This is a genomic window from Streptococcus sp. CF8_St5-17 (assembly GCF_024295665.1).
Taxonomy (GTDB): Bacteria; Bacillota; Bacilli; order Lactobacillales; family Streptococcaceae; genus Streptococcus.
The window spans coordinates 19,492-41,614 of sequence record NZ_JANCOU010000003.1 but is presented as its reverse complement, the minus strand read 5'-3'; the positions used below and the strand labels follow the sequence as shown (position 1 = coordinate 41,614).

At 41.5% G+C, this 22,123-nt stretch carries 21 protein-coding genes and 1 riboswitch; of the genes, 7 read left to right on the top strand and 14 right to left on the bottom strand.

Features of this window, described 5'->3' with window-relative positions; translation table 11 throughout:
- Positions 1 to 51 precede the first annotated feature (51 nt).
- Positions 52 to 864 carry a Cof-type HAD-IIB family hydrolase gene (locus NMM19_RS03625; RefSeq protein WP_178894458.1) on the top strand — a complete coding sequence of 271 codons (813 nt, stop codon included), beginning with the start codon at positions 52 to 54 and terminating at the stop codon, positions 862 to 864.
- 134 nt (positions 865 to 998) lie between these two features.
- Here NMM19_RS03625 and NMM19_RS03620 read toward each other — a convergent pair whose 3' ends face one another.
- The 10 genes from NMM19_RS03620 to uvrA form a co-directional block, all read right to left on the bottom strand.
- Complete coding sequence (locus NMM19_RS03620) at positions 999 to 1,424, bottom strand: SP_0198 family lipoprotein (protein ID WP_178894457.1); 426 nt, start codon at positions 1,422 to 1,424, stop codon at positions 999 to 1,001.
- 86 nt (positions 1,425 to 1,510) lie between these two features.
- Positions 1,511 to 2,761, bottom strand: coding sequence for a folylpolyglutamate synthase/dihydrofolate synthase family protein (locus tag NMM19_RS03615; protein WP_178894456.1), 1,251 nt, complete (start codon positions 2,759 to 2,761; stop codon positions 1,511 to 1,513).
- Between the two features lie 258 nt (positions 2,762 to 3,019).
- Positions 3,020 to 3,325: a DUF1292 domain-containing protein gene (locus tag NMM19_RS03610; protein WP_000017624.1), complete on the bottom strand. Its 306-nt coding sequence runs from the start codon at positions 3,323 to 3,325 to the stop codon at positions 3,020 to 3,022.
- Between the two features lie 15 nt (positions 3,326 to 3,340).
- Positions 3,341 to 3,760, bottom strand: coding sequence for a Holliday junction resolvase RuvX (gene ruvX, locus NMM19_RS03605; protein WP_070678388.1), 420 nt, complete (start codon positions 3,758 to 3,760; stop codon positions 3,341 to 3,343).
- A 3-nt stretch (positions 3,761 to 3,763) separates the two neighbouring features.
- Positions 3,764 to 4,030 carry an IreB family regulatory phosphoprotein gene (locus NMM19_RS03600; protein ID WP_004250500.1) on the bottom strand — a complete coding sequence of 89 codons (267 nt, stop codon included), beginning with the start codon at positions 4,028 to 4,030 and terminating at the stop codon, positions 3,764 to 3,766.
- 97 nt (positions 4,031 to 4,127) lie between these two features.
- Positions 4,128 to 4,700: an SP0191 family lipoprotein gene (locus NMM19_RS03595; protein WP_178894455.1), complete on the bottom strand. Its 573-nt coding sequence runs from the start codon at positions 4,698 to 4,700 to the stop codon at positions 4,128 to 4,130.
- 60 nt (positions 4,701 to 4,760) lie between these two features.
- Positions 4,761 to 5,159: a transcriptional regulator Spx gene (spx, locus tag NMM19_RS03590; RefSeq protein WP_000591164.1), complete on the bottom strand. Its 399-nt coding sequence runs from the start codon at positions 5,157 to 5,159 to the stop codon at positions 4,761 to 4,763.
- Positions 5,160 to 5,294: 135 nt separating this feature from the next.
- Positions 5,295 to 7,955, bottom strand: a complete 2,661-nt coding sequence (gene mgtA / locus NMM19_RS03585; protein WP_178894454.1) for a magnesium-translocating P-type ATPase — start codon at positions 7,953 to 7,955, stop codon at positions 5,295 to 5,297.
- A gap of 298 nt (positions 7,956 to 8,253) precedes the next feature.
- Positions 8,254 to 8,407: riboswitch (M-box (ykoK) riboswitch) on the bottom strand.
- A 53-nt stretch (positions 8,408 to 8,460) separates the two neighbouring features.
- Positions 8,461 to 9,522, bottom strand: a complete 1,062-nt coding sequence (locus NMM19_RS03580; protein ID WP_178894453.1) for a Xaa-Pro peptidase family protein — start codon at positions 9,520 to 9,522, stop codon at positions 8,461 to 8,463.
- Entirely contained in the window at positions 9,515 to 12,346 is a 2,832-nt protein-coding gene (gene uvrA / locus NMM19_RS03575; RefSeq protein ID WP_178894452.1) for an excinuclease ABC subunit UvrA, read from the bottom strand. Before uvrA ends, NMM19_RS03580 begins: the two co-directional genes overlap by 8 nt.
- Positions 12,347 to 12,488: 142 nt before the next feature.
- On the opposite strand from uvrA, the gene NMM19_RS03570 reads away from it, so the two are divergent.
- The 4 genes from NMM19_RS03570 (at position 12,489) to NMM19_RS03555 (ending at position 15,770) form a co-directional block, all read left to right on the top strand.
- On the top strand, positions 12,489 to 13,433 hold the full coding sequence (locus NMM19_RS03570) for a magnesium transporter CorA family protein (protein ID WP_004250490.1): 945 nt from the start codon (positions 12,489 to 12,491) through the stop codon (positions 13,431 to 13,433).
- A gap of 12 nt (positions 13,434 to 13,445) precedes the next feature.
- Complete coding sequence (locus tag NMM19_RS03565; RefSeq protein ID WP_006146142.1) at positions 13,446 to 14,120, top strand: DUF1129 domain-containing protein; 675 nt, start codon at positions 13,446 to 13,448, stop codon at positions 14,118 to 14,120.
- A 199-nt stretch (positions 14,121 to 14,319) separates the two neighbouring features.
- The gene (locus tag NMM19_RS03560; RefSeq protein ID WP_004250486.1) at positions 14,320 to 14,583 is read left to right on the top strand and encodes a SemiSWEET family transporter; all 264 of its coding nucleotides are present in this window, start codon (positions 14,320 to 14,322) and stop codon (positions 14,581 to 14,583) included.
- A 149-nt stretch (positions 14,584 to 14,732) separates the two neighbouring features.
- Positions 14,733 to 15,770 (top strand): S66 peptidase family protein, encoded by a 1,038-nt coding sequence (locus NMM19_RS03555; protein ID WP_178894451.1) that lies wholly within the window; start codon positions 14,733 to 14,735, stop codon positions 15,768 to 15,770.
- Positions 15,771 to 15,814: 44 nt separating this feature from the next.
- Here NMM19_RS03555 and NMM19_RS03550 read toward each other — a convergent pair whose 3' ends face one another.
- From NMM19_RS03550 to mutL, 4 genes are all read right to left on the bottom strand, one after another.
- Positions 15,815 to 16,489 carry a CPBP family intramembrane glutamic endopeptidase gene (locus NMM19_RS03550; protein WP_049508952.1) on the bottom strand — a complete coding sequence of 225 codons (675 nt, stop codon included), beginning with the start codon at positions 16,487 to 16,489 and terminating at the stop codon, positions 15,815 to 15,817.
- A gap of 1 nt (position 16,490) precedes the next feature.
- On the bottom strand, positions 16,491 to 17,051 hold the full coding sequence (locus NMM19_RS03545) for a DNA-3-methyladenine glycosylase I (RefSeq protein WP_178894450.1): 561 nt from the start codon (positions 17,049 to 17,051) through the stop codon (positions 16,491 to 16,493).
- A 9-nt stretch (positions 17,052 to 17,060) separates the two neighbouring features.
- Positions 17,061 to 17,654 carry a Holliday junction branch migration protein RuvA gene (ruvA, locus tag NMM19_RS03540; protein ID WP_006149208.1) on the bottom strand — a complete coding sequence of 198 codons (594 nt, stop codon included), beginning with the start codon at positions 17,652 to 17,654 and terminating at the stop codon, positions 17,061 to 17,063.
- Positions 17,655 to 17,773: 119 nt separating this feature from the next.
- Positions 17,774 to 19,723 (bottom strand): DNA mismatch repair endonuclease MutL, encoded by a 1,950-nt coding sequence (mutL, locus tag NMM19_RS03535; protein ID WP_178894449.1) that lies wholly within the window; start codon positions 19,721 to 19,723, stop codon positions 17,774 to 17,776.
- A 183-nt stretch (positions 19,724 to 19,906) separates the two neighbouring features.
- On the opposite strand from mutL, the gene tyrS reads away from it, so the two are divergent.
- On the top strand, positions 19,907 to 21,163 hold the full coding sequence (tyrS, locus tag NMM19_RS03530) for a tyrosine--tRNA ligase (RefSeq protein ID WP_178894448.1): 1,257 nt from the start codon (positions 19,907 to 19,909) through the stop codon (positions 21,161 to 21,163).
- Between the two features lie 53 nt (positions 21,164 to 21,216).
- Positions 21,217 to 22,065, top strand: coding sequence for a putative RNA methyltransferase (locus NMM19_RS03525; protein ID WP_178894447.1), 849 nt, complete (start codon positions 21,217 to 21,219; stop codon positions 22,063 to 22,065).
- Positions 22,066 to 22,123 lie beyond the last annotated feature (58 nt).

The window sequence follows — 22,123 nt, the reverse complement described above, 5'->3', positions numbered from 1 at the left end:
TTTTGATATAATAGGAAACATCTTATCTGAAACTAGATTCGGGAGGATTTTATGACTAAAAAAATGATTGCCGTGGACTTAGACGGCACCTTACTTAATGGAGAAAGCAAACTCTCTGACTTTACAAAAGAAACCATTAAAAAAATTTCTAAGAAAGGCCATCATGTGGTTATCGCAACCGGTCGCCCATATCGTATGGCCAAAGATTTTTATGACCAACTTGAACTTGAGACTCCTATGATTAACTTCAACGGTTCTCTCACTCACCTACCTGGTAAGGCTTGGAAACATGAAAAATGCCTTACAGTGGACAAAAAATACCTCTTGGATATCGTAAAACGAAAAGAGGATATCGAGGCAGACTTTATCGCAGGTGAATACCGTAAAAAGTTTTACATTACAACCCCGGACAAAGAAATTGCCGACCCTAAATTGTTTGGTGTTGAAAACTTTCGCCCTGAAAATCAATTCAAGTCTGACTTAGTGACTAAGGGGCCAAACTGTATTTTATTACAAACCAGGGCAGACGATAAATATGCACTGGCTGAGGAGATGACCAGCTTTTACAAGCATCAGCTTAATATCAATACTTGGGGTGGCCCTTTGAACATCCTCGAGTGTACACCAAAAGGTGTTCACAAGGCATTTGCTCTTGAATACCTTCTAAATGTCATGAATATAGACAGACAGAACCTGATTGCCTTTGGTGACGAACACAATGACCAAGAAATGCTCTCCTTTGCAGGTAGAGGATATGCCATGAAAAATGCTAATCCCGCTCTACTTTCTTTCGCAGACGAGCAATTACCATTGACTAATGAAGAAGATGGAGTTGCTCACTTTTTACAAGAGCGATTCCTCTAACGTATAACTTATAATTCATCAGTTCTATACTTTGGGTAAAATAATGATCCTTAAAGTATGGAACTTTTTTCATACAAAAAATAATTAAAAAAGATTTGTATCTGTTTTATCCAGATCCAAATCCTTAAAAATATCTATTTTTTTAAAACAATACGATCAGAAACCACACGGTCCATGTCATCGATGATTATTTGATTCTCCTCAGCTACATAAATCTTGACGTCATCTCCGATGATGACTTTCTGACTGTCTGGTTCAAAAGTTACCTTCTTAATTTCCTGATCACCATCAGGTTCTACTTCCGTCCATGTTCCAGTATTACCAGTAACAACGAGAGTAATGCTATCTCCATCATCTTGTCCTTTATAGGTGCCATCAATGTTGGTTACTGATCTAACAGTCGAACTAGAAACAGTCGTTTCTGCTGACTGAGCAGTCGTTACTTCCGTACTAGTACTTGCTTGAGTTGAAAGAGTTGCTTGATCTTTTGGTGAACATGCAACTAAGAGACTAAGACTTGCCAAAGAAGCAAGAGAAAGTGTGAATTTTTTTAGTGACATAATGTCTCCTTTCTTTTAGTGGCTTAAAATCAGAATAACCCTGCCGAGCTACCACACCGTTACTATAACAAATAAAGACAGGAGGGTCAATCAAATGAATCTAGGGCCATGAGATAAGCTCGAACCTCAGATATAAAATAGAGAGAACCTGTCACAAATAGCAAGTCTTGCTCCCCTGCAGAACTCTCAAAATTATCTATAAAATCTCGATATGAAGCAATGCTTGTATAATCTCCAAAGTCTTGCTCTTCCAAGGAACCCTGATAGTCAAAACTCGTAACATAGAGAGCTACATCAGGTAAATGCTCTGTTAAATAAGTAAGCATCCCACTATAATCTTTCCGCTTTAGGGCACCAAATAGGATGTGAGGCTGATACCCTTGCTGGATTTTTTCTTGGATAAACTCAACCAAACGCTCTAGAGCTGGTAAATTGTGAGCCCCATCTAGATAAATGTGCTCAGTGATAGCTTCTAGCCTTCCTGCCCATTTAGTAGCTTGCAAGGCAGCATGTACTGCTTCTTGATCTACTTTCTCGTTTCTTTGTACCATAAATAGTAGAAAAGCCTGCAAGGCAAGAGCTGCATTTTCCTCCTGATATGCTCCCTCTAATCCCAATATTAGGTGGTTAAAATCAGCTAGAGAAGAAGAGAAGTTCCCATTTTGGAAAGAAAAATTTTTATTAGCTTGGTAGAGACTTACATCCAAATTAGTAGCAGTTTTTTGACAAACGAGTTGGGCTTCCGGTGCTAAATTTGCAATCACAGCTGATTTCCCAGGCTTAAAAATTCCTGCTTTCTGCTCTGCAATTGCTGTTAAACTATCGCCCAAGGTCTCCTGGTGATCGAGGCCGATTGATGTGATGATTGCAATTTCTCCTGTCACCACATTAGTGGTATCAAGAAGTCCACCTATCCCAACTTCCAGTAGGACCAAATCTACTTCTTGCTCTTTAAAATAAAGCAAAGCAATCAAGGTCAGCAACTCAAAAAAAGATAGCTGATCGTGGGTTTCTAAAAGTCTTTGCTCCATTGCTTTAACTTTATCGGCTAAACGAATGAAATCTGTATCCGATATAGGCTCACCATTAATACAGATACGGTCATGAATGCTGACAATGTGGGGCGAAGTAAAGGTGCCAACCGCTTTCCCATGGGCAACAAAAAGCTCTCTCATAAAAGCAATAGTCGACCCCTTGCCATTTGTCCCTGTCACATGGATAATTGGATAGGTTTGCTCAGGATTCCCCAGCAAATCTACTGCTCTTTGCATCCGTCCCAATCCTGATCTAAAATTCAAGCCAATCCGACTATGAAGCCATTTTTCTACTTCAATCATGCTTATCTCCTTAACAAAAAAGCGAAGATTCTCTTCGCTTTTTACTCATTTTGCTAGATACTAGCTAAATTTTATTTTTAGCGTAAGGCTAAAAACGTCCACTGGACTTACCAGTTCTCTCTTATTTCAAGGAACTGGGCTGATACAGTCTCCCAAACTACCTGCGTTTCTATTTTCTAGCGCAGGGCTAAAAACATCCCCGAACTTACTGACGGTTTTTATTTTTAGCGTCAGGCTAAAAACGTCCACTGGACGTTTTTACTCCTCCATAAAGCTGTTGAAGACTTCTTCAATCATGTTCCATTCATCTTCTGAATCTTCAGGGATTGGTTGCAATTCACCTTCAGTTCCATCTTCATTTTCGATGAATGAGTATGCTTGGATTTCAACTTCACCGTTTTCATCTTCTTCTGCGTTAACTGGTACAAGAAGGACATAGTTTTTACCAAATTCTTCTTTTCCGTCAATAGTCAAAAGGATTTCAAATAAAGTTTCGTTTCCTTGCTCATCTACAAGTGTAATAAGTTCACGTTCTTCGTGATCGTGGTTGTGATCGTGTGACATAGTTTCTCCTCTGTCTTAAAATTTTCTATCTAAATAATTTTGCAAAATCAACTGAGCTGCCAATTTATCAATAACTTTTTTACGCTTATTGCGACTAACATCTGCTTGCTCAATCAACATGCGCTCAGCAGCAACCGTGGTTAGGCGCTCATCCTGGTACTCCACTGGCAAGCCAAAGAGTTCTTCCAATTTTGCTCCATAGGCTTGACTCGCTTCCACCCGAGGTCCACTGGTATTGTTCATATTTTTAGGTAAACCAACAACAAAGCGCTCTACCTTATAGGTGTCAACCAATTCCTTGAGTCGTTCAAAGCCGAACTCTCCTTGATCTTCATTGATTTGGATGATTTCGAGCCCTTGTGCTGTAAACCCTAACGGATCGCTAATCGCTACTCCTACTGTTTTGGAACCAACGTCCAACCCCATAATTCTCATTGGTTATAGATCGACTCCTTGTCCCTTAAGGTAGTAGCGGACCAATTCTTCAACAATCTCATCGCGTTCGTATTTACGGATTTGATTTCTTGCGTTATTGTAACGAGGAACGTAAGCTGGGTCTCCACTGAGAACATAGCCCACAATTTGGTTAATAGGGTTATACCCCTTCTCATTCAATGAAGCATAGACTTCTGTCAATGTTTCACTAATTTCTTTTTTATTGGAATCATCCAATTTAAAACGTACGGTTTCTTCAGTAAATCCCATTCTAACACCCTCTTTCCTTAGAATAGTACTATTATAGCACATTCACAGCCATTCTACAAATGACACAGCCTGATTTTGCTGATTTTCTATGACTTCCTTACTGGACAGTCGCGCCACTTGCAACTCGATTTTCAATATATTCTTCTGGTTCGTTTTTTAGTAGATTTTCTAATCCCACATTTTTTAAATATTCGCTTTCGCTTGCCTTTTTAACGTCTAGAACTTGAAAATCATAACTTGTTTTTGTTTCAATCTCGGTTTCACTTAAAAGATTGGTTTCAAGGTTAAATCCAGGAATTTTACGTACTTCTTGGACCGATTCATCCTTGTCTTCTCCTTCTTTCAAGGCCTTTTTTGCTTCCTCTAATCCATGCTCAGCAATAAAGTTCTTGAGGTCTTCTGAAACTTGTCGTTTTTGCTGAATCGTTAAGGTCAAGAACTGTTTGCCCTTATAGGTAATGGTCTGGGTTTGTTGAACCCCATTTTCGTCAGCAGGTAGGACAAGTGTCTTGGTTACAACTGTATTGTTATTGGCATTTTCTAGAACTGGCAAAGTTGATTGAAGAGCTTCTGTCGTTGTATCTTTAGAAGGTTCCGCAGACTCTTTTTTCTGTCCACAGCCAGCTAGCAAAAATAGGAGCGCAACTGTACCGATAACTATCTTCTTCATATTTATTTTTCCTTATTTATCTATCAAATAAGGCTAGGAGTCACTCCCAGCCTTTATGTTTTATAGTGCTGCACGTAAACGTGCTTCTGCATTTTCTACATTGCGGACAGAGCGTGGCAAGAAGGCACGAATGTCATCTTCTTTATAGCCAACTTGTAAACGTTTCTCGTCAACAAGAATTGGACTTTTTAGGATGCGTGGTGTTTCCATGATTAAATTAAGCACTTCATTGACACTCAAATCTTCAATATCAACTCCAAGAGCTTTAGCGTAGCGATTCTTTGATGATACAATGCTCGCAATTCCATTATCTGTTTTTGTTAGAATATCTAATAATTCTTCTCGCGAAATTCCTTCTTTTCCAAGGTTTTGTTCTTTATAACTTAACTGGTGGGCATTGAGCCAGGTTTTAGCTTTTTTACAGCTAGTACAACTTGAGACTGTATATATTTTGATCATGTACCTACCCCTTTCGCTACATGTTACTATCAGTTTATTCTATTATACCATAAAAAACATCCGACTTGCGACCTATTTTAAAAAAAATTTAACTTTTTCGCCAGTTTTCTAACTTTTTTCTTGACAAAAACCGAACTATAACCATTCTTTGTACTTCCTAATGTAAAATTTCTTAATAACTGTGACACTAAACATGTACAAGAAAATAATACAGGTTAGGAACAAGAAATAAGGAAGTCCTAATGGAGCTAAACGAAGAATATTTACTAGCGGTCCATAAGGCAGACTAGTTACGAAAATTGCGGCAACCAAGGTTGTCAAGATTACAAGCCAAGCTGGTCTGCTTTGTACAAAAGGAACTTTTGCCGTACGAAGCATATGGATAACCATGGTTTGAGACCACATAGATTCGATGAACCATCCTGTTTGGAACAAGATAATAAACTGAAGGGCAGATTCTGACCCATGAACATAATGATAGCCTGTCACCAAAGGAACAATAATAAAGTAGAGGAAAATAAAGGTCAAAATGTCAAAGATAGATGAGATTGGACCCATCCAAACCATAAATCGCGTAATGGATTTTGCTTCCCATGTATGGGGTTGTTTTAGGAAGTCTTGATCCACGTTATCAAACGGCAATGCCACACAAGATAAATCGTAGACTAGGTTTAGGACAATGAGATGAACAGGAGCCATTGGTAAAAATGGCAAGAAAATACTTGCAACCAATAGTGAGAAGATATTCCCAAAGTTTGAACTAACTGTCATCTTAATATATTTGGTCATGTTGGCGTAGACCTTCCGGCCTTCAACGATACCTGTTTCAAGAACCATGAGATCCTTGTCTAGCAAAATAACATCAGCTGTTTCCTTTGCGATATCTACTGCTGTATCAACGGAAATTCCAACATCTGCCACCTTCATAGACGGGGCATCATTAATACCGTCACCCATATAACCAACGGCATGACCATTTTTCTTCAATTGTAGAATAATTCGAGCTTTTTGGTCAGGAGACAATTTGGCAAAGACTGTTACACTTTCAACCGCTTCTGCCAATTTTTGGTCTGTCATTTGGTCGATATCAGCTCCTAAAAGCATCTGCTCAACATCCAAACCAACCTTTTCACAGATGGCTTGGGTTACTTTTTCATTATCTCCAGTTAAAATTTTTGTTCTGACACCATGTTCAAGCAAAGCTTGAATAGCTGGTGCTGCAGATGGTTTTGGTGGATCCAAGAAGGCAAGATAACCCGTAAGGATCATATCACTTTCATCAGTCACAGCATAGGCATAATCTTCACGTAGACCTGATTTGTAGCCAACACCTAAGACACGCAAGCCTTGACGGTTTAATTGACCAACTTCTGCCAGTACTTCTTGGCGAATATCTTCGGTAATAGGGATTATTTCTCCACGATATTCCACATGTGTCGAAATGTTCAACATTTCTTCTAAAGCGCCTTTGGTCACCATACTAACAACATTGCTATCATCTTTGACGATAACACTCATGCGTCTACGTTCAAAATCAAATGGTAGTTCGTCGATTTTTTGGAAGCTAGTGTCTAGATTTTGTAGGATAACATGTTCCTTGGCTTCTTTTTCAGTTCTACTGATGATGGCACGGTCCATCAAGTTTTTCAAACCTGTTTGAAAATGTGAATTTAGATAAGCTCTTCTTAAGACTGCCATATCCAAATCGCCATGGATATCCAATGGGTATTCTAAGACAATCTCATCTTGCGTAAGAGTTCCAGTTTTATCCGTACATAGGATATCGATTGCTCCTAAGTCCTGGATAGCATTGAGTTTTTTGATGACTACCTTTTCCTTGGCCATGATAATGGAACCTTTGGCCAAGCTGGCTGTAATAATCATCGGAAGCATTTCTGGTGTAAGTCCGACACCAACACTCAAGGCAAATACTCCAGCCTCTAGCCAGTCTCCATCGGTCAAACCATTTGCGAGAAACACGATTGGAACCATGACAAGCATCAAACGGATCAAGAGCCATGAAATGCTGTTCATTTCACGTTCAAAAGAAGTTGGTTCATCGTAGGTGTTGAGAGTCTGTTCAATAGCTCCCATCATGGTGTCATCCCCAACTGCTAGAACCATAGCTGTAGCACTTCCTGAGATAACGTTTGTCCCCATGAATGCCAAAGATTCTTCTTCTAAAAGGCTATCTACATTTTGGCTAGTCGCTTTATTTAAAGCAAGTTTTTCGACTGCATCACTTTCTCCAGTCAAACCTGACTGTTGAACGAAAAAGTCGCGGGATTCGAACAAGATAACATCTGCTGGAATCATATCTCCCGCACTCAATTTCACGAGATCTCCTACAACCAACTCATCGATGGGTAACTCTTGTTCAAGACCATCACGAATAACAGTTGCTGTGTTGACAATCATTTTTGAAAGATTGGTTGTTGCCTTGTCGCTCCGCAATTCTTGGACAAAACGGATACCTCCTGAAATCAAAACCAAGACAACGATAATGATAGAAGTCGTTGGATCTTCTTGACCAGGTTTTGCAAGCCAGACGTTTGTAACGAGAGAGATAAAGGCAATTACCAGCAAAATAATTGTGAAAGGATTGATAATGGACTCATAAATCTTTTTAAAGATGGAATCCTCTTGACCCTTAGTGATGGTGTTTTCACCATATAGGTCACGGTTTTCTTCAACTTGTTCTTGGTCTAAGCCTTTTAGACTTGTATGGTAAAAAGCTAGGCTTTCTGTAAATGGAGTTTGAATAGCTGCTGCTAATCTTTCTTTTGTAGTTTTCATTGGTTTCTCCTATCTGTATGAATAGTGATTTCATACTCAATGGAAATCAAAGAGCAAACTAGGAAACTAGCCACAGGCTGTACTTGAGTACGGCAAGGCGACGTTGACGTGGTTTGAATTTGATTTTCGAAGAGTATCATACACAGAGACCAATCACTTTATAGGGACAGAACGACACAAATCAGCGATTGGCTGTGTATGTGCGGTTCTGGATGATCGTCAATTTGCATCGTTTTTCTCCTTTCATTGTTTTAAAACAGCAGATAGTCCTGCCATAAAATGGCAGGACTAAAAAACTGATTATCTGTTTTCGTTCAAGCTTTAACTCCATAGGGCGATGTAATGAGCTTAGTCTTGACCTTCGCGACCAGGACTGTTGACCAACGAGTAGTGTCTCCACTGCTTTGCGGTAGTCATCCGTATCCCTATGGTAGCCTCACCTACCGTTTTCGCCTTTCAGTATAAACCTTTAACTAGTAAAAGTCAACGATTTATCTCATTTTTCTTAGATTACGATTAATTCTTTTGGAGCAAGGGTTAATAACTCACAACCTGTATCTGTAATCAAGATATCATCTTCGATACGAACCCCGTATTTACCTTCAATATAAATACCAGGTTCATCAGTCAAGACCATACCAGTTTTGATAACTTCTTTGGAAGTTTGGCTAAAGTAAGGTTCTTCGTGGATATCAAGTCCAATACCGTGCCCGATACCGTGAGTAAAGTATTCTCCATAGCCTGCTTCAACAATAATATCACGAGGGATTTTATCAAAATCACGGAAACCTAAGCCAGCCTTAGCTTGGTCAATCAGAGCTTGGTTAGCCTTCAAAACAGTATTGTAAATTTCTGCTTGTTCGTCGCTGACATGACCTAGGTAGATGGTACGTGTCATATCACTGACATAGTGGTCATAAAGACACCCAAAGTCCATAGTGATTGCTTCGCCTAGTTCTACTGGCTTGTGCATTGGGTGGGCATGGGGTTTAGAAGAGTTGATCCCACTAGCTAGAATCGTATCAAAAGACAAACCAGCAGCGCCTAATTCACGCATACGGAAGTCGAGGAAGTTGGCAATTTCAATTTCTGTCTTACCTGGCTTGATAAAGTCAAGGGCATCGTGGAAAGCTTGGTCTGAGATGGAACAAGCCTTACGAATAGTCGCAATTTCTGTCTCATCCTTAATCATACGAAGGGCTTCAACAAACTGTGTCTGTGGAACTAGTTCTAAACCTTCAAAAGCGGTTTGCATGCGATGGTAATAAGAAACTGAAATCTCATCTTCAAATCCGATACGAGAAAGGCCCATATCTTTTGTAATCTTTACGATAGTAGCTAACTCATCACGCTCTGCAAAAATCTCAAAACCAGTAACTTCTTGCTTGGCAGCGATAATATAGCGGGCATCTGTCACCAAGACCTGACGATCACGACTGATGAAGACCGTTCCATTTGAACCCCAAAATCCTGTCAAATAGTAGACATTTTTAAGGTTATTGATAATGATCCCATCTAGTTCTTTTTCTTGCATTTTATCTAAAAATGCTTGCACACGTTTATTCATGATGTAACTTTCCTTTCAAATACTGTCCTGTATAGCTAGCTTCATTGGCAGCTACTTCCTCTGGTGTTCCTGTTGCGATAATAGTACCACCGCCAACACCACCTTCTGGTCCTAGGTCGATAATATGGTCTGCTGTTTTGATCACATCTAGATTGTGCTCAATGACAAGAACTGTATTTCCATCATCGACAAAGCGGGACAAAACGGTGAGTAGACGAGCGATATCCTCAGTATGCAAACCAGTTGTCGGTTCATCTAGAATGTAGAAGGATTTACCGGTCGAGCGTTTATGGAGCTCACTAGCCAGCTTCATACGCTGCGCTTCTCCACCAGAAAGAGTTGTGGCAGGTTGTCCCAAGGTCACATAACCTAGACCTACATCCTTGATGGTCTGGAGTTTACGTTGAATTTTTGGAATGTGTTTGAAAAATTCCACCGCATCGTTGACAGTCATATCCAAGACTTGCGAGATATTCTTTTCCTTGTAGTGAACTTCTAGGGTCTCACTATTATAACGGGTTCCGTGGCAGACTTCACAAGCTACGTATACGTCTGGCAAGAAGTGCATCTCAATCTTGATAATCCCGTCACCTGAGCAGGCCTCACAGCGACCGCCCTTGACATTAAAACTAAAACGACCCTTCTTATAGCCACGAATCTTGGCTTCATTTGTCTGAGCGAAGAGGTCTCGAATGTCATCAAAGACACCTGTATAGGTTGCAGGATTGGACCTTGGTGTTCTTCCAATAGGACTCTGGTCAATATCAATCAGACGATCGATATGCTCAATTCCTGTAATCGCCTTAAACTTTCCAGGCTTGTCTGAATTGCGATTGAGATTTTGAGCAATGGCTTTTTTGAGAATGCTGTTAATAAGTGTCGACTTCCCTGAGCCAGAGACACCTGTCACCGCAATGAATTTCCCTAGCGGGAAGCGAGCGGTGATATTTTGTAGGTTGTTTTCACGCGCACCTGTCACTTCGATAAAGCGACCGTTCCCAACGCGGCGTTCTGACGGCACTGGAATCGCACGTTTTCCTGATAGATACTGTCCTGTAATGGATTTACTGTTGCGAGCCACCTGCTTAGGCGTTCCTGCTGCTACAATCTCTCCACCAAAGACCCCTGCACCAGGACCAACGTCAATCAGATAATCAGCCTCTCGCATGGTGTCTTCATCGTGTTCTACCACGATCAAGGTGTTCCCCAAATCACGCATCTTTTTCAGACTGGCAATCAGACGGTCATTGTCCCTTTGGTGAAGACCGATAGACGGCTCATCTAAGATATAGAGGACTCCTGAGAGATTGGAACCAATCTGGGTTGCCAAGCGAATACGTTGACTCTCCCCACCTGATAAGGTTCCTGCCGAACGAGAAAGGGTCAGATAGTTGAGACCGACATTATTGAGGAAGGTCAAGCGGTCCTTTATTTCCTTAAGAATCGGACGAGCAATGATGGCTTCATTTTTTGATAGGCTCAACTGATCAATAGCCTCCAAATGGTCTGCGATGGAGAGGTCTGAAATTTCTCCGATATTAGGTCCTTCCTCTCCTCCTACACGAACGGATAAGGCCTGATCATTGAGGCGATAACCGTGACAAGTGCCACAAGTTAGCTCATTCATATAAAGACGCATCTGTGTGCGGGTGTAGTCGCTATTGGTTTCATGGTAACGTCGCTTAATATTCCCTATAACACCTTCAAAAGGAATGTCGATATCACGAACTCCGCCGAATTCATTTTCATAGTGGAAATGGAACTCTTTACCATCTGAACCATAGAAAATGAGATTCTTATCCTCCTCTGACAAGGCTTCAAAAGGAGTATCCATGTCCACTCCGAAGGCTGTCATAGCTTGTTCTAGCATATTTGGATAATAGTTAGAAGAGATAGGGTTCCAAGGTGCTAAGGCTCCCTCACGAAGGGTCTTGCTAGCATCTGGTACGACTAAGTCCGTATCAACCTCTAGCTTGATCCCCAAACCATCACACTCACTACAAGAACCAAACGGAGCATTGAAGGAGAAGAGACGAGGTTCTAGTTCCGGAACTGTAAAGCCACAAACTGGACAAGCGTAGTGTTCTGAAAAGAGTAACTCCGAATCATCCATAGTATCAATAACTACATAACCTTCAGCGATACGGAGGGCTGCTTCGATCGAATCAAAGAGACGACTACGGATACCTTCTTTAATGATAATACGGTCTACCACCACATCGATGGTATGTTGTTTATTCTTTTCAAGTTCAGGAACTTCGGTCACATCATAGACAAGGCCATCGACACGGACACGGACGTAACCATCCTTTTGAATCTTTTCAATCAGAGTCTTATGTTGCCCTTTTTTCTTACGAATAACAGGAGCCAAAATCTGCAGACGCTGGCGCTCTGGCAATTCCAAGACCTTGTCGACAATCTGCTCTACAGACGAAGCCTTGATACCCCCATGTCCATTGATACAGTAGGGTGTTCCTACACGAGCATAGAGGAGACGTAGATAGTCGTTGATTTCCGTTGTTGTCCCAACCGTTGAGCGAGGGTTTTTACTAGTCGTTTTCTGGTCAATAGAAATGGCAGGGCTGAGACCATCGATAGAATCCACATCTGGTTTTTCCATATTGCCCAAAAACTGACGAGCATAGGCTGACAAACTCTCTACATAGCGGCGTTGCCCCTCTGCATAAAGGGTATCAAAGGCAAGACTGGACTTGCCCGAACCCGACAGCCCCGTCACCACAACTAGCTTGTCACGTGGAATTTCCACGTCAATATTTTTTAAATTATGGGCGCGTGCCCCATGGATGACAATCTTATCTTGCATGTTACTTCTTTCTAGTCCATTGTTGCTTTCCATTATACCAAAAAAAGTGAAATTCTATTACCAAAAAAGCCGATTTTGTAGTATAATAGTACGGTGCTAAAAATCACTTAAACACAGAATAGATTAGGAAAGGATAGGAGATATGAAACAAGTCTTTCTCTCAACAACAACTGAATTTAAAGAGATCGATACGCTCCAGCCGGGCACTTGGATCAATCTCGTCAATCCTACCCAGAGCGAATCGATGGAAATTGCTTCTGCTTTTGATATTGATATCGCTGACCTCCGTGCACCACTCGATGCCGAAGAAATGTCTCGTATCACGATTGAAGATGAATACACTCTGATTATCGTAGATGTTCCCATTACCGAGGAAAGAAATAACCGAACCTACTATGTGACCATTCCCTTGGGGATTATCATCACAGAGGAGGCTATCATTACCACTTGTTTGGAGCCTCTCCCACTTCTAGATGTCTTTATCAATCGGAGACTTCGGAATTTCTATACCTTTATGCGTTCTCGCTTTATCTTCCAGATACTATATCGCAATGCGGAGATTTACCTAACTGCCCTCCGTTCAATCGAACGTAAGAGTGAGCAAATCGAAACTCAACTTCACAAGTCTACTCGAAATGAAGAGTTGATTGAACTCATGGAGTTGGAAAAGACTATCGTCTACTTCAAGGCCTCTCTCAAGACAAACGAGCGCGTGATTAAAAAATTGACCAGCGCAACTAGCAATATCAAGAAATACCTTGAAGATGAAGACTTACTCGAAGATACCTTGATTGAAACGCAACAGGCCATCGAGATGGCGGATATCTATGGAAACGTCCTTCACTCTATGACAGAGACCTTTGCCTCTATCATTTCAAACAACCAGAACAATATCATGAAAACCTTGGCCCTCGTGACCATCGTTATGTCTATCCCGACTATGATTTTCTCAGCTTACGGAATGAACTTTAAGGATAATGAAATTCCTTTAAACGGAGAACCGCACGCTTTCTGGCTCATCGTTTTTATCGCCTTCGCTATGAGTGTTTCTCTCACTCTTTACCTCATCCATAAAAAATGGTTCTAAACAGGAGTTATTATGTCACAGATTGATTTAAAAGAATTAACCAAGAAAAACCAAGAATTTATCCACATTGCAACCCAACAATTTCTCAAGGACGGAAAGACAGATGCTGAAATCAAGGCTATCCTTGAAGAAGTGATTCCTCATATCCTTGAGGAGCAACCAAAGGGAGTGACTGCTCGTTCTATCTACGGAGCACCAACTCACTGGGCTCACAGCTTTAGTGAAAAAGAGCAATACGAAAAAGAACATCCAAAGGAAAATGACGATCCAAAATTGATGATGTTGGATTCAGCCCTTTTCATCACAGGATTATTTGCAGTGGTTAGCGCCTTGATGAGCTTCTTCTCAAACCAACCCGTAGCCTACGGATTGGTAACACTTATCAGTGTAGGGGCCTTTGGTGGAGTTGCCTTTTACCTGCTCTATCACTTCATCTACCGCTACTACGGACCAGATACTGACCGTAGCCAACGCCCACCATTCTGGAAATCACTTTTGGTCATGCTAGCAACCATGTTTGCCTGGGTCTTCATCCTCTTCTTGAGTAACTTCCTTCCACAAGCCATCAATATCAGCTTACCTCCTCTTGTTTTATTGGTTATCGGAGGAGCTCTCCTTGCCCTACGTTTCTACCTCAAAAAACGTTTCAACATCAAGAGCGCAAGTGCTGGACCTGCTAGATATTAAGATAAACAATAAAAGTAGTGTGTTTTACAGACAGACTACTTTTATTATGGCTCCAAAGCTTTTTTTATTCTCCAAAGAAAAGTAGCTACATTTTCTAAAAACGTTCTAATGTAAAGTCTTTCCTTAGAATCCCGAGGTTTTGTCCTTGAATCCAAGTTGTTTTTCTGTTATACTAATAAAGTAATAAGGAGAAATATATATGACTAAACAGAGAATTAATCAAATTGTCGGTTCAATTGGTGCCTTTATCGGGATTATTGTATTTATAGCCTACATCCCCCAAATTTTTGCCAATTTACAAGGAAATAAAGCTCAACCATTCCAACCTTTATCAGCAGCAGTCTCTTGCTTAATCTGGGTCATTTATGGATGGACAAAAGAGCCTAAGAAAGACTGGATTCTAATCATTCCAAACTCGGCTGGGGTTATCCTTGGCGGACTGACCTTCCTTACTGCTCTATAAGAATGCAACTACTATAAAAAGCAACCACATCGAGCGGTTGCTTTTTTACTACTTTCTTGATCTAAAAGCCTTCTTCTGACTCTAATTCTTGTTGTTTTCCCTCATCTTTTGTGATACAATAGCATCAATTTTTTCTAGGAGGATAATATATGACTTCTACTATTGGTATTATAAGTTTATCTAGTGGGATTATCGGAGAAGACTTTGTCAAACACGAAATGGACTTGGGTGTCCAACGTCTCAAGGGCCTCGGACTCAATCCTATCTTTTTACCCCATTCGCTAAAAGGCTTAGACTTTATCAAAGAACATCCTGAAGCTCGTGCGGAGGATTTGATGCAGGCATTTTCTGATGAAAGCATCGACATGATCTTATGCGCCATCGGTGGAGACGATACCTATCGTTTATTGCCTTATCTTTTTGAAAATGACCAACTACAAAAGGTTATCAAACAAAAAATTTTTCTTGGCTTCTCGGATACAACTATGAACCACCTCATGTTGCATAAACTAGGAATCAAGACTTTTTATGGTCAATCCTTTTTAGCAGACATTTGTGAGTTAGACAAAGAAATGTTGCCATACAGCCTCCACTACTTCAAAGAATTGATTGAGACGGGAAGAATCTCGGAAATTCGACCTAGTGACGTTTGGTATGAGGAAAGAACTGACTTCAGTCCCAAAGCTTTGGGAATACCTCGTGTCAGCCATGCAAATACAGGTTTTGACTTGCTACAAGGAACTGCCCAGTTCGAGGGAAAAATCCTCGGTGGTTGCCTCGAATCCCTCTACGATATCTTTGACAACTCTCGATATGTAGACAGTACAGAACTCTGCCAAAAGTACAGACTCTTCCCTGACTTATCCGACTGGAAAGGAAAAATCCTCTTGCTAGAAACAAGTGAAGAAAAGCCTGAACCTGATGATTTCAAAAAAATGTTGCAGGCTTTAAAAGAAACTGGGATATTTGAAGTCATCAGTGGACTCTTGGTCGGAAAACCTATGGATGAAACTTTCTATGACGACTATAAAGAGGCACTATTGGATATCATTGACAGCAATACCCCGATTGTCTATAATCTAAACGTTGGTCATGCCACACCAAGAGCAATTGTTCCCTTTGGAGTCCACGCGTATGTAGACGCAACGGATCAAGTCATTCGCTTTGACTATAACAAAGAAAGCTGAGATGAATTTCTCAGCTTTTTTCAGTATCGTTACTAGCATTTTCATCACATACTACCGATAGCTAAAATGATCAAGGCTAGGCTATTGCCTAACATGTGAACAAGTAGGGGATAGTAGATATTCTCCTTTTCTTTCACATAAATAATAGAAAAAGCAAGACCCCCACCTAGGTATCCGACTGCACCGACCCACTCTGATAAAGACAAACTGTGCATATGAGTAAGCGCAAAGGCAAGGCCGACCAAAAAGACACTCAGCCAAGTTGGCAGACTTTTCCTTAAATATCTCAATAAAATTTGACGGAAAAAGAGCTCTTCCACTAAAGGGCCTATGACACAGGCAAAAACCGCTATCAGTAGTGGTTGTTCTTTAAAGGCAGTTTGTATATTAGCCTCGTTTAGTCCCTGTCCGCTTAATCCCAACATCTGTCTCAACATTTCCGATAGGAGCCCAAAGAGAATGGTTAAAATGAAAAGCAAGGCCCAGCCTTTTAAAACCCCAAAGATAAATTTCCTTTTAGAAGTTCTAACCTCTTCCCACTTTGGGAGCAATAGTGACTTAAATAAGAAGCAACCATACACAAACATGATGGTATAGACTAAATAAGTCCCTGCAGAAGAAGGCAATGGAGAATCAAATACTCGTATACCATCAAACACAAAAAGAATTGTATAGAGGAGCCCAAAAATCAGAACTCCCTTATTTTTATTAGACTTCATTTCACTTTCCCTTCCATTCACAATCATTCTCATGGTCATCAACCAAACCGGCAGCCTGTAGAAATGACAAAGCTGCAACAGGACCCGTAAACTTAAAGCCTCGTTTTTTGAGATCTTTGGATAATTTCTCAGATAGAGCTGTTTTGGCAGGCGCCTGTCTGTAGTCCGGGACATCATTGACGATGGTTTGTCCATTTACAAAAGACCAAAGATAAGTATCAAAGGTACCAAATTCTACCTGAACTTGTAGAAAGGCCTGAGCGTTGGCCCGCGTCGCAAATATCTTGGCACGATTGCGGATGATGGCTGGATTATCCATCAAAGCTTCCAATTCTTCATCCGACATCTCTGCGACCGCTTGAATTTGGTAACCATGAAAAGCTTTTCGGAAGGCTTGGCGTTTATTGAGCACCGTTTCCCAAGAAAGACCAGCCTGATAGGTCTCCATACAGAGCAACTCAAAAAGGGCCTGGTCGTCATGGAGAGGTCGCCCCCATTCCTCATCGTGGTAGGCTACATACAGAGGGTTGTTCATTTTAACCCAGCCACAGCGTTTTGGCATAGAAATCTCCTATTTCACCAACATCTTAAGGGCAGATTTGATGTAGTTTTCAGCTGTATCAGAAGTTCCTTCAAAGAATTTCTTGATTTTCTTGAGCTCAGTCGCCTTGTAGCCCAGTGCCAACATGGCTTCCATAGCTTCTTCCAATTCTTGGTTGTCACTGCTAGATGGAGCTGCAGTCTTAGCAGGGAGATCATCACCTGCCACAACCACCTTACCTTCTAGATCCAATACCATCTGTTGGGCTGTTTTCTTTCCGATTTTAGGGAATTTAGTCAAGTAAGTGATATTCTTAGTCTCAATCGCTTGAACAAGTCCTGCATTGTCATCCGCTGCGATAATAGCCAGAGCTGATACAGGACCAATGCCTGATACAGAAATCAAACTGAGAAAGAGTTTTTTCTCGTCTTCCGAACGGAAACCGTAAAGGAGATGAGCATCTTCGCGAACGACTTGATGCACATAGATTTGCGCTTCTTGATTGACTTGTCCTGAGTAGGCATAGGGGTTGGCCACGTGCAGGATGTAGCCAATGCCGTTTGCTTCTAGGACGATGTATTTAGCAGTAATTTTGGTAATGATACCTTTTAGATATTCGTACATAATTTTCCCTTCAATTTATACTCAATGAAAATCAAATCTAAACTAGGAAGCTAACCCTAGGCATAACTTGAGTTAGGCAAGGTAAGGCTGACGCAGTTTAAAGAGATTTTCGAAGAGTATTAGTATTTGCCTAGTTCTCGTAGGCTGGTATGATTTTCCTGAATGCGACGGAACATCTTTTCCATGTCTGACTTGGTAAAATGGACCAAAACAGGACGTCCGTGCGGACAGTTGTATGGGTTGTCACATTGAGAGAGCTGATAGAGAAGCTGTCTGGCTGAGTGGTCATCGATACGATGATTGGCTTTGATTGAGCGTTTGCAGGACATCATAATGGCCAACTCTGCTCGGTATTTCTTGATCGAAACTTCCTTGGTCAAAAGGAGCATATCACACATCTCATAGATTCCAGACTCGATTTCCTCCTCTGCCATCCAAATAGGATGTTCGCGTAGGATGAATTGATTTTCCCCGTACTCTGCTAGAAAGACGCCGACTTCCTCTAAGAGAGGCATTCTTTCCTTGAGACGAAGGACATCATCCGCCGGAAATTCAAAGATATAGGGCACAAGGAGTTGCTGTTGGCTCTGGTCAACATTGCCGATACTCTCGCGGTACTCCTCGTACTTAACCCGCTCCTGAGCTGCATGCTGGTCTATGATGTAGAGTCCATCTCGACCTTGGGCAAAGAGGTAGGTCCCGTGCATTTGCCCGAAAAATTCCAACTCTGGGAAGCTCGAAGACTCTTCGCGCTCCAACTTATCATAAGCCTTATCCAAACTAGCTAGATCTAACTCTGGATGGTCCAGTTGGTCATAGCTAGCAGGTTTTCTCTCTGCAAAATGCAGTTTGGCTGGTTTAGTCAGCTGATCCAAGGCTTCCTTAGCAAAGAGGTTCAAATCCTGCTTCTCTTCAGTCAGGCTTACCTGATGGTCTGCCACCTCAGCTTGTGTCGGTCTAGTGAGTTCCGTTTTTTCATAGTAGAGCGTATTTTCTCTCAGTGGCAAAGTCGTTTGCTCAACTTTTTCACGATTGCGAACGGTAGATTTTGCAAGATTTTCCAAAGCATCTGGAATCAAGGTCTGTTCCTTGAGACTCTTTGCGATAGCTTCGGAAACCAGCGCCATCAGCTCTCTTTCCTTGGAAATCCGCACCTCTTGCTTTGTTGGATGCACATTGACATCTGCCAGATAAGGATCGATTTGAATGTGAATAACGGCTAGCGGAAAACGCCCCACCATGAGCTTGCTACCATAACCATCTAAAATAGCACGATTGAGCAAGAAGTTTTTGATATAACGGCCATTGATAAAAAGACTAATATAGTTACGATTAGCACGTGTCAATTCAGGCAATGAGACAAAACCTGAAATTTCAAAGTCTAGGTCAGAATTCTCAATTTCAACCATCTTTTTGGCACTAGCCAGACCATAGATTCCAGCAATGGCTTGGCGCAGTTGACCCGTCCCAGCTGTCCGTGTCATCTCCTTGCCATCGCTAATCAGGTTAAAGGAAATCTCAGGGTGGGCCAAGCCTAGACGGTTAACGATATCGATGATATGAGATAACTCTGCCTGCTGGCTCTTCATATACTTGAGACGAGCTGGTGTGTTGAAAAAGAGATCCTCCACACAAACCTTGGTCCCAACAGGACTGGTCGCAGGGATGATTTCTTCAACTTCTCCCCCACGAGCAACTAACTTGGTCCCATGACTTGCGCCATCCACCGCTGTCAAAAGAGTCAGCACACTAACAGATGCGATAGAAGGCAAAGCTTCACCACGAAAACCAAGAGTCCGAATCCGAAAGAGATCCGCTTGATTCTTAATCTTACTGGTCGCATGACGACGCAGAGCCAACTCGACTTCATCGTGGGCAATCCCGTGACCATTATCGGTAATTTGGATTTTCTTAAGACCAGCTTCCTCAATCTCAACGATAATCTGGCTTGAGCCAGCGTCGATAGCATTTTCAACCAATTCTTTAACCACGCTGGCAGGACGTTCGATCACTTCTCCTGCTGCAATCTGGTTGGCCAAGACTTCTGGCAATTCAATAATATGAGACATCTTTCAGCCCCTTTCTTAACTATTTTTATCTATTTCTCTGAAAATATGCTAGTGCTATTATACCATATTTCACTCGTTTCCAAAAAAGTCCAAGCAGCAACTTTCTTCCCGATTTTACTAGGTTATTTGCCAAGTTTGTGGTAAAATAGGTAGAAACAATATTTTAAAAAGGAGAAAAGACACATGCACATTTTTGATGAGCTAAAAGAGCGTGGTTTGATTTTTCAAACGACTGATGAAGAAGCTTTGCGCAAAGCCCTAGAAGAAGGTCAAGTTTCTTATTATACTGGCTACGATCCAACTGCTGACAGCCTTCACCTAGGTCACCTTGTCGCAATCTTGACAAGTCGTCGTTTGCAGTTAGCAGGTCACAAACCTTATGCGCTCGTTGGCGGTGCTACAGGTCTCATTGGAGATCCGTCCTTCAAAGATGCTGAGCGTAGTCTCCAAACAAAAGACACAGTGGATGGCTGGGTCAAGTCTATCCAAGGACAACTTTCTCGCTTTCTTGACTTTGAAAATGGTGAAAATAAAGCTGTCATGGTCAACAACTACGACTGGTTTGGCAGCATCAGCTTCATTGACTTCCTCCGAGATATCGGAAAATACTTCACTGTCAACTACATGATGAGCAAGGAGTCTGTGAAGAAACGTATTGAAACAGGGATTTCTTACACTGAGTTTGCCTACCAAATCATGCAAGGTTATGACTTCTTCGTTCTTAATCAAGAGCACAATGTAACCCTTCAAATCGGTGGTTCTGACCAGTGGGGAAATATGACAGCTGGTACCGAATTGCTTCGTCGGAAGGCTGACAAGACTGGTCATGTCATCACTGTCCCACTCATCACAGACGCAACTGGTAAGAAATTTGGTAAATCTGAAGGGAATGCTGTTTGGCTCAACCCTGAAAAGACTTCTCCATACGAAATGTACCAATTCTGGATGAATGTCATGGACGCTGACGCTGTTCGCTTCTTGAAAATCTTTACTTTCTTGTCACTTGACGAGATCGAAGACATCCGCAAACAATTTGAAGCGGCGCCACACGAACGTTTGGCTCAAAAAGTCCTAGCTCGTGAAGTCGTAACACTTGTCCACGGAGAAGAAGCTTATAAAGAAGCTCTTAACATCACTGAACAACTCTTTGCTGGAAATATCAAAAACCTTTCTGTCAAAGAACTCAAACAAGGACTACGTGGTGTTCCAAACTACCAAGTACAAGCAGACGAAAACCACAATATCGTAGAACTTCTCGTATCTTCCGGTGTGGTTAACTCAAAACGTCAAGCCCGTGAAGATGTTCAAAATGGAGCTATCTATATCAACGGCGACCGCATCCAAGACCTTGACTATGTCTTGAGTGACGCAGATAAGTTAGAGGACGAACTCACCGTTATCCGCCGTGGTAAGAAGAAATACTTTGTTCTAACATACTAAAAAACAAACTGGATGCATTTGCCATCCAGTTCTTTTTTTGCTAGACTAAAACTATGAATACAAACCTCAAACCCAAACTCCAGCGCTTTGCTTCTGCTAGTGACTTTGCCTGCCCTATCTGCCAAGAAAATCTAACCTTGGTAGAAAACAGTCTCAAGTGTGATAATCGTCATTCTTTTGACTTGGCAAAATTTGGCTATGTCAATCTGGCTCCTCAAATCAAGCAATCCGCCAACTACGACAAGGAAAACTTTCAAAATCGCCAGCAAATCCTAGAAGCTGGCTTTTATCAGGCTATCTTAGAAGGTATCTCGGGCATACTAACCACTAACCCATCCGCAAAAACCATCTTGGACATTGGCTGTGGCGAAGGCTTCTACTCTCGTAAACTCCAAGAAGCCCATCCTGACAAGACCTTCTATTCTTTTGATATCTCGAAAGACTCAGTCCAAATCGCTGCCAAGAGTGAACCCAACTGGGTAGTCAACTGGTTTGTCGGTGACCTAGCTCGCCTTCCTATAAAAGATTCCAGCATGGATATCTCGCTTGATATCTTTTCACCTGCCAACTATGGAGAATTTCATCGTGTCTTATCCAAGGACGGCATCTTAATCAAGGTTATTCCTACTGAAAACCATCTCAAGGAAATCCGCCAAATGGTACAGGAACAACTGACAAAGAAAGATTATTCTAACCAAGATATCAAAGAACATTTCCAGGAACATTTTAGCATCCAGTCTAGTCAAATCGCTTCCCTGACCAAGCCCATTACAGCAGAACAACGCCAAGCCTTACTCAGCATGACTCCCCTGCTCTTCCACGTTGACCAAAGCAAGATTGACTGGAATCAACTGACAGAGATTACTATCGAAGCAGAGATTCTGGTTGGGAAAGCACTATAAACTAGTCTAAATACAAAAAAACGCATCTATTTAAGATGCGTTTTTGTTTTATAATCTG

What these genes read in the sequence shown, in the direction of transcription:
- NMM19_RS03525 (WP_178894447.1), top strand. Translation starts at nt 21,217, where the DNA reads ATGAATACAAACCTCAAACCCAAACTCCAGCGCTTTGCTTCTGCTAGT.
- ruvA (WP_006149208.1), bottom strand. Translation starts at nt 17,654, where the DNA reads ATGTACGAATATCTAAAAGGTATCATTACCAAAATTACTGCTAAATAC.
- ruvX (WP_070678388.1), bottom strand. Translation starts at nt 3,760, where the DNA reads ATGAGAATTATGGGGTTGGACGTTGGTTCCAAAACAGTAGGAGTAGCG.
- NMM19_RS03545 (WP_178894450.1), bottom strand. Translation starts at nt 17,051, where the DNA reads ATGCCAAAACGCTGTGGCTGGGTTAAAATGAACAACCCTCTGTATGTA.
- NMM19_RS03560 (WP_004250486.1), top strand. Translation starts at nt 14,320, where the DNA reads ATGACTAAACAGAGAATTAATCAAATTGTCGGTTCAATTGGTGCCTTT.
- NMM19_RS03555 (WP_178894451.1), top strand. Translation starts at nt 14,733, where the DNA reads ATGACTTCTACTATTGGTATTATAAGTTTATCTAGTGGGATTATCGGA.
- NMM19_RS03620 (WP_178894457.1), bottom strand. Translation starts at nt 1,424, where the DNA reads ATGTCACTAAAAAAATTCACACTTTCTCTTGCTTCTTTGGCAAGTCTT.
- spx (WP_000591164.1), bottom strand. Translation starts at nt 5,159, where the DNA reads ATGATCAAAATATATACAGTCTCAAGTTGTACTAGCTGTAAAAAAGCT.
- uvrA (WP_178894452.1), bottom strand. Translation starts at nt 12,346, where the DNA reads ATGCAAGATAAGATTGTCATCCATGGGGCACGCGCCCATAATTTAAAA.
- NMM19_RS03565 (WP_006146142.1), top strand. Translation starts at nt 13,446, where the DNA reads ATGTCACAGATTGATTTAAAAGAATTAACCAAGAAAAACCAAGAATTT.
- NMM19_RS03600 (WP_004250500.1), bottom strand. Translation starts at nt 4,030, where the DNA reads ATGGGATTTACTGAAGAAACCGTACGTTTTAAATTGGATGATTCCAAT.
- NMM19_RS03610 (WP_000017624.1), bottom strand. Translation starts at nt 3,325, where the DNA reads ATGTCACACGATCACAACCACGATCACGAAGAACGTGAACTTATTACA.
- NMM19_RS03625 (WP_178894458.1), top strand. Translation starts at nt 52, where the DNA reads ATGACTAAAAAAATGATTGCCGTGGACTTAGACGGCACCTTACTTAAT.
- NMM19_RS03580 (WP_178894453.1), bottom strand. Translation starts at nt 9,522, where the DNA reads ATGAATAAACGTGTGCAAGCATTTTTAGATAAAATGCAAGAAAAAGAA.
- tyrS (WP_178894448.1), top strand. Translation starts at nt 19,907, where the DNA reads ATGCACATTTTTGATGAGCTAAAAGAGCGTGGTTTGATTTTTCAAACG.
- NMM19_RS03550 (WP_049508952.1), bottom strand. Translation starts at nt 16,489, where the DNA reads ATGAAGTCTAATAAAAATAAGGGAGTTCTGATTTTTGGGCTCCTCTAT.
- NMM19_RS03570 (WP_004250490.1), top strand. Translation starts at nt 12,489, where the DNA reads ATGAAACAAGTCTTTCTCTCAACAACAACTGAATTTAAAGAGATCGAT.
- mgtA (WP_178894454.1), bottom strand. Translation starts at nt 7,955, where the DNA reads ATGAAAACTACAAAAGAAAGATTAGCAGCAGCTATTCAAACTCCATTT.
- NMM19_RS03615 (WP_178894456.1), bottom strand. Translation starts at nt 2,761, where the DNA reads ATGATTGAAGTAGAAAAATGGCTTCATAGTCGGATTGGCTTGAATTTT.
- mutL (WP_178894449.1), bottom strand. Translation starts at nt 19,723, where the DNA reads ATGTCTCATATTATTGAATTGCCAGAAGTCTTGGCCAACCAGATTGCA.
- NMM19_RS03595 (WP_178894455.1), bottom strand. Translation starts at nt 4,700, where the DNA reads ATGAAGAAGATAGTTATCGGTACAGTTGCGCTCCTATTTTTGCTAGCT.